Source organism: Brucella gallinifaecis, from assembly GCF_006476605.1.
In the GTDB taxonomy this organism is placed as follows: domain Bacteria; phylum Pseudomonadota; class Alphaproteobacteria; order Rhizobiales; family Rhizobiaceae; genus Brucella; species Brucella gallinifaecis.
The window spans coordinates 1-9,379 of record NZ_ML636826.1; the positions used below are offsets into that span (position 1 = coordinate 1).

A 9,379-nucleotide genomic window follows, 5' to 3' on the forward strand; every position below is an offset into this window, starting at 1 on the left:
GTTCTCGGCATCTAAGCCGAAGTCAGGCAGAAATTCCACTTATCTCCGCTGTCCAGATTTCCCGAACCACCTCTCATCGCCATACCAGCTGCAAACCTCATCAAAAAACTCATCAACTTCGGCGGCTGATCCCACATCACATTCGATTCCGAGCGCCTGACCACCTGATGCTTCGACACTTTCCATCAAGGTGTTGGATGCTTCTTCATCACCTTTGAAACTGAAAGCAACGGCATATCCGGCTTCAGCAAAAGCAAGAACCAGATGCCTGCCAATACCTGTGCTTCCTCCGGTCACAATTGCGAAACCACTCATAAAGCCCCTCCCGAAATCTCATAGAAGAGAATTTAGCCGAGTTTTATAAATGGTAAAGCAGGGAGAATGGAAATAATTGATAAAAGAATATCTTCCGATGAATCCGATTTTGAGTTTGCGATTATGTGCAGCGAAAGAAGCTGTTTAGGATACTGGCCCATTAATTTGATGAGAATGGCATTTGAGATGAGTAAAAATACATTTTAATAATCAGTAATAAGATTGATAAAGGTTATATTTAACAAATATAATTGGAAAAAATATAATTATTTAATAAATTTGTCGAAATAAGATGAATTTAGAATTCACTTTATAATATACGTGATTGGTATGCAAAAAACTTATCGGGAAATTATTAACCGATGGACACAAGCATCATATAGAATATTAGATTCACTAAATCTATCGCAATCGAAACGATCCAGACATTATAGCTGTCGTTCAACTATGAGAAAATGAAATAAGTGTTGCTCTGCCTTGATTAAATGATAAACCACTTTGAGATAGTTATAAACTTAAAAACTTAGGCTGGAAGCTTTCTACATCAAATACAATTCCTGCTGGAGTGTTTATAAGGTCTGTTCCGCTATGTCTTTTCATTATGTCATAGTTATACGGCCAAAGAGTAATCCATTCCCGGAGGCTTATGAATTACTTCCAACTTAACACATTTAATTCAGCCAATCACTGTAAACTGCGTCAAGCTGGCAATGACAAGTGGCGGGAAATCGCTTGCCTAAAATCATCATAACTGATGTGCCAAAGAATGAGTTATGTCTGAAATCTCGTTGAAGTAACAGTAATTTATTAAGAGATTTCATCAGTAGACTAGGGAGTGATTTATAAGAAGATTATTTTTGTTTAGTAGAGAAATTTGGTTATTTGATGCGTGCTTTAGGTCTCCCTCCTGTGGAATTGTTCAGTCAGTTTTCATTGTCTGAGAGGGATCTAAGTTGCGATTTAATATATTGAGCTTTGTAACTGCTGCTCTGTTGGTCACGTCAACTGCGCAGTTTAGTAATGCTGAGACATTGCGTTGGACAAGAGCTGCTGATGCACTCACACTTGACCCTCATGCGCAGAATGATGGCGTAACGCACGCAATTCTCAATCACATTTATGAAAGTCTTATATGGCGTGATGCCGAAGGCAAACTCGTGCCACGTCTGGCAACAGAATGGAGTTTGAAAGAGGAGGACCCTACCACTTGGGTCTTTAAATTGCGCAAGGATGTCAAGTTCCACGACGGTGCAGATTTCACTGCCGAAGATGTTGTTTTTACACTTGATCGGGCGCGCTCAGACAAATCCAATCTCCGTCAGCTTCATGCAGACGTGGAAAAGGTGACGGCTGTTGATGACAACACGGTCGAGGTAAAGCTGCGTGCTCCCAATGCAATTTATCCCAATAATCTGACCGGAACCTATATTCTTGATAAGGAATGGGCGGAAAAGCATGACGTTAAAGAAGTTCAGGATATCGCAGCTGGCAAGGATAATTACGCGGTCAGAAACACCAATGGCACGGGTCCATATACGCTGAAATCCCGCGAAGTCGGGGTTCGCACTGTACTTGATGTAAACCCGGAATATTGGGCGGAGAAGAAGCCCGAAATAACGGAAATTGTCTATACACCTATTGCCGATAATGCGACACGCGTTGCAGCGCTTCTTTCAGGCGAAGTGGATTTTCTGCATGAAGTGCCGGTGCAGGATATCGAACGACTAAAAAATACGCCGGGTATTAAAGTCTCTGTTGGCCCTGAAAACCGCTCCATTTTCCTGGGCTATCGGGTTGATGATGCACCGTTGGCGTCTTCTGACATCAAGGATAAAAATCCACTTAGCGATGTGCGGGTGCGTGAAGCCTTTGACCTGGCAATAGACCGCGATGCAATTAAGGCGGTTGTTCTTCGTGGTAATTCTGTGCCAACCGGCATCATCGTGCCGCCATTTGTTCATGGCTGGACGCAGGAGCTCGACGCCTATTCAAAGCCCGATGTTGAAAAAGCAAAAGCGCTTTTGAGTGAAGCGGGCTATCCGCAAGGCTTTACAATTACTCTCGATACTCCGAACAATCGATATGTCAACGATGAAGCAATCGCTCAGGCAGTTGTCGGGTTTCTTGGACGCATTGGCGTAAAGGTAAATCTGGCGTCGCGCCCCTATGCACAACATTCGCCGTTAATTGTTGATCAGAAGACAGACTTCTATCTTTTTGGGTGGGGTGTGCCGACATTCGACAGCGCTTATAACTTCAACGATCTGGTGCATACACGGCAGGGACGTTATGGCGCCTATAATGCGACCGGCTATTCAAATGCTGAGGTTGATCAGAAAATTGAGTCACTGGGCGCTGAGATTGATCCAGCCAAGCGTGATGCAACCATCGATGAATTATGGAAGCTCGTGAAAGCGGAGCATCTATATCTGCCTCTTCACAACCAGGTTGGAGCGTGGGCGGTGCGTGACAAGTTTAACCTTGAGCATCAGCCGGATAATTCGCCCAAGATCGGACAGGCAACGATCAATAAGTAAACACTTATAGCCTTCGCCCTCGCATATGGGGGCGAGGGCATCATTGTGAATAACAGCCACGCGGTGGCGGTACAGTTCAGGCTGAATATATGACCAGTTTCATCATCAGGCGCATTTTTCAATCTATGGGCGTCATGTTGAGCGTTGCCTTGATCGCATTTGCAGTCATTCGCTTTGTTGGCGATCCGCTGGAATCCATTGCCAGTCAGGAAACACGTCTGGAAGAACGACAGGAACTGAAAGAACGTCTGGGATTGAATAAGCCTGTCTATCTGCAATTTTTGTCTTTCATACAGCGTGGTCTGGTGGGCGATTTTGGCCTTTCATACAAACAGCAGGAACCAGTTAGCCGGATGATTATAGAGAAATTGCCCGCGACAATTGAGCTGGCAGTTACCTCATCACTCATTGCACTTATCGGGGGCGGCATTCTGGGTGTCTATTCCGCATTACGCCCTAAAACGCGTCTGACTGAATTCATCATGACATCGTCTCTGATCGGTGTATCACTGCCGACATTTCTGATCGGGGTGGGGCTGATCTATCTGTTTTCTGTTGAACTGGGCTGGTTGCCATCCTTTGGGCGAGGGCAGGTTATTGCGCTTGGTAACTGGTGGACAACGGGCTTTTTGACCACATCAGGGCTGCGTTCACTAATACTACCTGCAATTACTTTGTCCCTGTTTCAAACAACGCTGCTGATGCGGCTTATCCGGTCGGAAATGCTCGATGTCTTGCGGCAGGATTATATCCGCTTTGCTAAAGCACGCGGTCTTTCCAGCCGAAGTATCTATTTCGGACACGCGCTGAAAAATACCCTTGTTCCGGTGATAACAGTGGTCGGATTGCAACTTGGATCAGTCATTGCCTTTGCTATTGTAACAGAGACGGTCTTTCAATGGCCGGGCGTGGGTTCGCTCTTTATCAACTCCGTGCAGTCCGTCGATGTACCGGTTATGGCTGCATATCTGGTTTTCATCTCATTGCTTTTTGTGAGCATCAATCTCGTGGTTGATATCCTTTATTTTGCTGTCGATCCGCGTCTTCGTTTTGACCGTATCAAGACGGGATCGTAGCATGACTGATACACCTTTTTCTGTAGCAGACATAGATAATCGCCGCTCGGCGAGAGCTAAAGTTCCGCGCTATAAACGGTTTCCAATGGGAACAACGATAGCTGGGTTGCTGGCTGCAATATTGGTATTAGGTGCAATATTTGCACCTTTGATAGCGCCATATTCGCCCTTTGATCCGGCAACGCTAGATCTGATGGATGGTTTGACTGCGCCTCTGCAACCCAGTGCATTCACAGGCAATACATTTCTTATGGGGACCGATCATCAGGGTCGAGATATATTCTCTTCTATTCTTTATGGTAGCCGGGTTTCATTGTTAGTGGCTTTATCTGCAACCTTTGTGTCGTTGCTTATAGGTGTCAGTGCCGGACTAATCAGCGGATATGCAGGCGGACTCCTCGATACAATCATCATGCGCATAGCCGATACGCAATTGACCTTTCCTACAATTCTCATTGCGCTTTTGATTTTCGGTCTTGCACAAGGGCTTGTTTCTCCTGCGCATCAGGAGGCAGCCACTGTGTGGCTATTGATTTTTGCAATTGGCCTTTCGAACTGGCCACAATTTGCGCGCATAGTTCGAGGCGCAGTACTGGTTGAACGGCGAAAGGATTATGTGGCAGCAGCAAGGCTGATTGGTGTTCGCCCTGTTCGTTTGTTGACTACGCATATTCTACCAAACTTACTCGGACCAACACTCGTTGTTGCAACATTGGGACTGGCTCTGGCAATTCTGGAGGAAGCAACATTGTCTTATCTTGGGGTAGGGGTTCCACCCACACGACCATCATTGGGCACACTTATTCGCAATGGTCAGCAGTTTTTGTTTTCGGGCGAGTGGTGGATACTCTTCTTCCCAGCGGTCACATTGGTTCTGCTTGCTTTATCCATAAATTTGCTTGGTGACCGGTTGCGCGAGTTCCTTAACCCGAAGAAGCAAGGGCAACTCTAATGCATGAGGTATCGAGCAAGGAGCCAGTTGCTGTTTTAACCGTGCGCAATTTGCAAGTAGACTTCCCCGTGGCCGGACATTTCTTTCATGCCGTTAATCGAGTGTCTTTCGATATCCATGCGGGCGAAGTGCTTGGAATGATTGGGGAGTCAGGTGCAGGAAAGTCGATGACAGGATCGGCGATTACGCGTCTTCTTGATGCTCCCGGATATGTTGCAGGCGGTGAAATTTATCTCAAGGGACAACGCATTGATAATTTGCCGGATAAAGAATTAGCAGCTTTACGCGGCAAAAATATTGGAACCGTTTTTCAGGATCCTCTGTCCAGTCTCAACCCTCTTTATACGATTGGCCGACAACTAATCGAGACCATACGCCGCCATCTTTTTTTACCTCAATCGGCCGCACGGAAGCGGGCAATAGAGCTTCTGACAGAGGTTGGAATCCTGGATGCCGAGCGTCGGCTTGACGCCTATCCGCACGAGTTTTCTGGTGGTATGCGCCAGCGCGTTGTTATCGCTTTGGCAATTGCTGCTGATCCGGAGCTGCTTATTGCAGATGAGCCGACCTCAGCTCTTGATGTTTCGGTTCAGGCTCAGATCGTTGCACTTCTTAAAAAACTTTGCGTTGAACGTGGCTTAGCTGTGTTGCTTATTACGCATGACATGGGAGTTGTTGCGGAGATCGCAGATCGTGTTGTGGTGCTTCATCATGGTCGCGCTGTGGAGGCTGGTTCCGTCCGTGACGTGATACAGACACCGCGTGAAGATTATACCCGCAAGCTGATCGCGGCCACGCCCTCTATTTATCAGAAAAACCTCCGTAACCGTTCACAGTCATCAGCTGAAGAGATCTTGCGGGTTGAAAACCTTGCACATGATTTTCGGATCGGAAGCAGTGGCTTTTTCTTCTGGAAGCACGGGAAGGGGCAGAACAAATTTCGTGCTGTCAATGATGTTTCGTTTCATATTCGGGAGGGAGAAACCTATGCGCTTGTGGGTGAATCCGGTTCCGGTAAATCGACAATTGCGCGTATTGTTGCCGGGCTTTTACCATTAGGAGAAGGGCAGGTCCGGGTTAATGGTGCAGATCGTTCTGATAAGGCCTTTGCTGGTCATAACGGCGCGGTGCAGATGATATTTCAGGACCCTTATGCCAGCCTCAACCCTCACTGGCGTGTTGGCGATATTATTGCTGAGCCTATCCGCCGCCTGAAGCTTGAACGTGACCCGTTAGTTGTGAAGGCTCGCGTAAGCGACTTGTTGGATAAGGTGAAGTTGCCGCAAGATTCTGTCCACCGTTATCCGCATGAGTTTTCTGGCGGACAAAGACAACGCATTGCAATTGCAAGAGCACTCGCCAGCCGTCCCCGTTTTATCATCTGTGATGAACCCACATCTGCACTTGACGTTTCGGTTCAGGCTCAGGTTCTCAACTTGATGACGTCGTTACAGGCGGAGTTTAATCTGACTTATCTGCTGATAAGTCATAATCTCGCAGTGGTGCGACAGATGGCTGATCGTGTTGGCATATTGCGTCATGGCGTTCTTGTAGAGCAGGGGGAGGTTGAAGGTATTTTCGAAAACCCCACTCATGCTTACACGAAAATGCTTATCAACGCTGTTCCTGATGTTCATGAGGCATTGGCGCGGCGAAATTTAAGTTAGTATGGTTTTACTGGATCGTCCTTTGTTGCAAATACAGTATGACGCCAATCGACATCCTACTATTCAATGGCTACGTCTTTAAGTATGAACGATGTTTTAGACAGCAAAATTGAATGAAGAGGTGGTTTGATTTTAGGCAGAAATTGAGCAGTCACCCTATCTCAGGGTGAGTTATTTGATTAAAGCAATAGTGATGTCTTCAAAGATCCGTTTGCGTCGTAAGCCTGTTCCTGACTAAAGAAGGGGAAGTATAAAGTTTCATTGGCAGGAGATTGCGACTGATGTTAAGTTCTGTGAAAAAAGCAGTAACGATCATTGAAGCATTTGCTGATGGACAGCGTGAGTGGTCTGTTACCGAACTCAGTCGCGAACTGGATTTGCCGCAACCTTCTTTACATCATTTTCTTTCAACTTTTCGAAATGTTGGCTGGGTTGTACAAGACCCTGTCAGCAAGCGTTATCGCTTGGGCATTAAATTATGGGAAATTGGCTGTGCTGCCGTCAATTTTCGAGAAAATGCCGAAAGTGCCCGCCCCTTCCTTCACACACTTATGGAAGCATGTGGGGAAACAGTCCATCTGGGGATGATATCACCTGAAGACCCGGCAAATGTCGTCTACATAGACAGGGTTGATAGTGCCGAGCCGGTACGAATTGTAACTGCACTTGGCAGTCGGGCACCTGCGCATTCGTCTGCTATGGGCAAGGCTATTCTTGCGCATAATGAGCGTTTTGAAAATGCGGTTGTGGCAAAACCTCTTGCAGCTGTTACAAGCCACACCATCACCGATCCTGTCTCGCTGAAAAAAGATTTCGCCGAAACCAGGCAACGCGGCTATTCAATCGGTAAGGGCGAGTTTATCGGTGACATGATCGGTCTTGCTGTGCCTGTGCGTGACCGGTTCGGTGAAGTGACGCTCGGGATTGGTTTATGGGCGCCAGCGCAGAAGATGACCACTCAATATATAGACCGGATTGCCCCGCTCATGCTGGATACCGCCCGGAAAGTTTCGCAGCAGCTTGGTTATCTCTCTGCACCTATTTGAGAAAAACAGCCTAATTCCATTCTGATAATTAAAAATCCATTCGTTGAACGCAGCTGGTTTGCCTTTATTCTTTATATGAAATTGAATTTCATATTATGAAATAGGCTAGAGGATCGGTGTGAGCGTCGAAATAATAGGTTATGTTCCGCATACCAGAGCCACGGAAAGTTCCGGGCTTTGGTGGTCGTCGGATTTCGATATTGATTATATTGAAGATACGGCTCTTGCCCATGAGGAAGCGGGTTTCGACAGTGTTCTGGTCGGGATGCATTCATGGTCACCAGACCCCTGGATGATTGCTTCGCATATTTTGCGAATCACAAAAAAGCTCAAGGTTCTGGTTGCGCACCGGCCGGGTCCGGTGCAGCCGACACTTGCTGCAAGACAGGCGATTACGCTTGACCGGCTCGCCGGTGGCGGACGTCTGGGCTTACATATTATTACAGGTGCACCAGGTGGCGAATTGCAGCGCGATGGCGATACGCTGGCAGATGATCTTCGCTATGAGCGTACGGCTGAATATATCGATGTTTTGCGCAAGGTTTGGACGGCTGATCAGCCATTTGATCATGCTGGCAAATATTATTCCGTCAAGCAAGGTTTCAGCTCAGTACGGCCTTTGGCGCAGCCTGCGATCAGTTTCGCCGGCTCTTCCGCAGGGGCTCTGGCAGCAGGACCGGGCCGGACTGATTATTATATGGTCTGGGGTGAGCCTCTTGCTGCGTCCAAGGCTACCTTCGATGGACTTCACGGCCTTGCCGCAGAACGCGGCAGACCTCTGACAATTAGTGTTTCGCTTCGTGCTATCATTGCAGAGAACGAAGACAAAGCATGGAAAAAAGCCGAAGAAATATACAATCGTGCGGCTGCAGAGCTTGCAACGGTTGGTAGGGCTGAAGGTAATCTGAAGCAGATGGAGCAGAAGGCCGATTCCGTCGGAGCCATTAAACTCGATGCCATAGCGCGTCAGGGTGATGTGCAAGATGAGCGCCTGTGGCTCGGCTTTACACGCCTTATCGGTCGAGGTGGTTCCACTGCCACACTGGTTGGAACCCTCGATCAGGTGACCGATTCCTATTTGCGATATTATCAGCTTGGCGCAAGTGCTTTCTACCTGCGCGGATGGGAAATTGCTGCAGATGCACGCGAATATGGACGGGAATTGATCCCGGCGCTGCGAAATAAAATCACTGATTATGAAGCGAACAAAAACGCTGCACATCAGGCCACCGAATAACCGAACCGGAAATCGTCCGATAACATGTCAAACAGCAATCATCAGGCACCACGTCGCTCCGGCCTTATTTTGGGTTTGAGCGTTACATCCAACGGTTCGCATACGTCGGGTTGGCGCTATCCCGGTGCGCCCGCCGATTCATCGCTCGATATCGATTTCTGGCAAGATCTTGCACGTCGTGCAGAAGCCGCAAAAATCCACTTTATCTTCTTTGCTGATGGAGCTGCTGTGCGGCAAGGCGGGGATGACCCCGAGGCACTGCGCTATATCGGTAAGGTCGACCAGTTCGAGCCTTTGACGCTGATTTCAGCGCTGTCGACGGCAACCAAGAATATTGGTTACATCGCGACAGCCTCGACCACCTATAATGAGCCTTACACTGTTGCGCGCAAATATGCTTCAATTGACTATATCAGCAAAGGGCGTGTCGGCTGGAATGTTGTCACCTCCTGGAGTGAGGCTGAAGCAAGGAATGAATAGCCCCGAGTTTATTAGACACTCTTCGTCTTCATTTTGTGGTTCTGTTCAAAGTGTACTGGTGACAGCATA

7 protein-coding genes and 1 pseudogene are annotated in these 9,379 nt (G+C 47.6%); 7 read left to right on the top strand and 1 reads right to left on the bottom strand.

Features of this window, described 5'->3' with window-relative positions:
* Positions 1 to 75: 75 nt before the first annotated feature.
* Positions 76 to 315 (bottom strand): annotated as a pseudogene (locus tag FHY56_RS17455) (SDR family NAD(P)-dependent oxidoreductase); the annotation flags it as partial.
* Between the two features lie 953 nt (positions 316 to 1,268).
* On the opposite strand from FHY56_RS17455, the gene FHY56_RS17460 reads away from it, so the two are divergent.
* The 7 genes from FHY56_RS17460 (at position 1,269) to FHY56_RS17490 (ending at position 9,310) form a co-directional block, all read left to right on the top strand.
* The gene (locus FHY56_RS17460) at positions 1,269 to 2,852 is read left to right on the top strand and encodes an ABC transporter substrate-binding protein (protein ID WP_210240074.1); all 1,584 of its coding nucleotides are present in this window, start codon (positions 1,269 to 1,271) and stop codon (positions 2,850 to 2,852) included.
* Positions 2,853 to 2,941: 89 nt separating this feature from the next.
* Positions 2,942 to 3,928 carry an ABC transporter permease gene (locus tag FHY56_RS17465; RefSeq protein WP_140906397.1) on the top strand — a complete coding sequence of 329 codons (987 nt, stop codon included), beginning with the start codon at positions 2,942 to 2,944 and terminating at the stop codon, positions 3,926 to 3,928.
* A gap of 1 nt (position 3,929) precedes the next feature.
* The gene (locus tag FHY56_RS17470; protein ID WP_140906398.1) at positions 3,930 to 4,880 is read left to right on the top strand and encodes an ABC transporter permease; all 951 of its coding nucleotides are present in this window, start codon (positions 3,930 to 3,932) and stop codon (positions 4,878 to 4,880) included.
* On the top strand, positions 4,880 to 6,547 hold the full coding sequence (locus FHY56_RS17475) for a dipeptide ABC transporter ATP-binding protein (protein WP_140906399.1): 1,668 nt from the start codon (positions 4,880 to 4,882) through the stop codon (positions 6,545 to 6,547). Before FHY56_RS17470 ends, FHY56_RS17475 begins: the two co-directional genes overlap by 1 nt.
* A gap of 281 nt (positions 6,548 to 6,828) precedes the next feature.
* Positions 6,829 to 7,593 (top strand): IclR family transcriptional regulator, encoded by a 765-nt coding sequence (locus FHY56_RS17480; RefSeq protein WP_140906400.1) that lies wholly within the window; start codon positions 6,829 to 6,831, stop codon positions 7,591 to 7,593.
* Positions 7,594 to 7,711: 118 nt separating this feature from the next.
* Positions 7,712 to 8,830 carry an LLM class flavin-dependent oxidoreductase gene (locus tag FHY56_RS17485; RefSeq protein ID WP_158447790.1) on the top strand — a complete coding sequence of 373 codons (1,119 nt, stop codon included), beginning with the start codon at positions 7,712 to 7,714 and terminating at the stop codon, positions 8,828 to 8,830.
* Positions 8,831 to 8,854: 24 nt separating this feature from the next.
* Entirely contained in the window at positions 8,855 to 9,310 is a 456-nt protein-coding gene (locus FHY56_RS17490) for an LLM class flavin-dependent oxidoreductase (protein WP_140906402.1), read from the top strand.
* The last annotated feature ends 69 nt before the right edge of the window (positions 9,311 to 9,379 follow it).